Below are 238 nucleotides of genomic sequence, written 5' to 3'. Positions count from 1 at the left end.
CGGTCTCGCTCGGCTCGTTCCAACATCACTGGACTGATGTGGTGGGTACCGCGTACTTCAAGGGGAAATCTCTTGATCATTGGTTCCATGTATATCTGTCGGATCAAGACTGGGAGCAGGACCTGAAGTTCCAGCGACGTGCGTATGAACAGGACCGAGCACCGTTGGACTTGGCACCGATCGTGGCCCATGCTAGTATCTGGGACTTTTACAAGTACATCGGCTGGGACTACAGGAG

The 238-nt window shown here is 53.8% G+C and carries 1 protein-coding gene; it reads left to right on the top strand.

The window, feature by feature from the left end:
* Positions 1-238 (top strand): hypothetical protein (locus AC1RPQ_RS08670; RefSeq protein ID WP_481762379.1); only part of this gene is annotated, 238 nt, incomplete at both ends.

This window comes from Dellaglioa sp. CoH-57-MRSF-21 (assembly GCF_056781915.1).
Note: the sequence above shows the minus strand (reverse complement) of the source record. Positions and strands in the feature narration are given on the sequence as shown.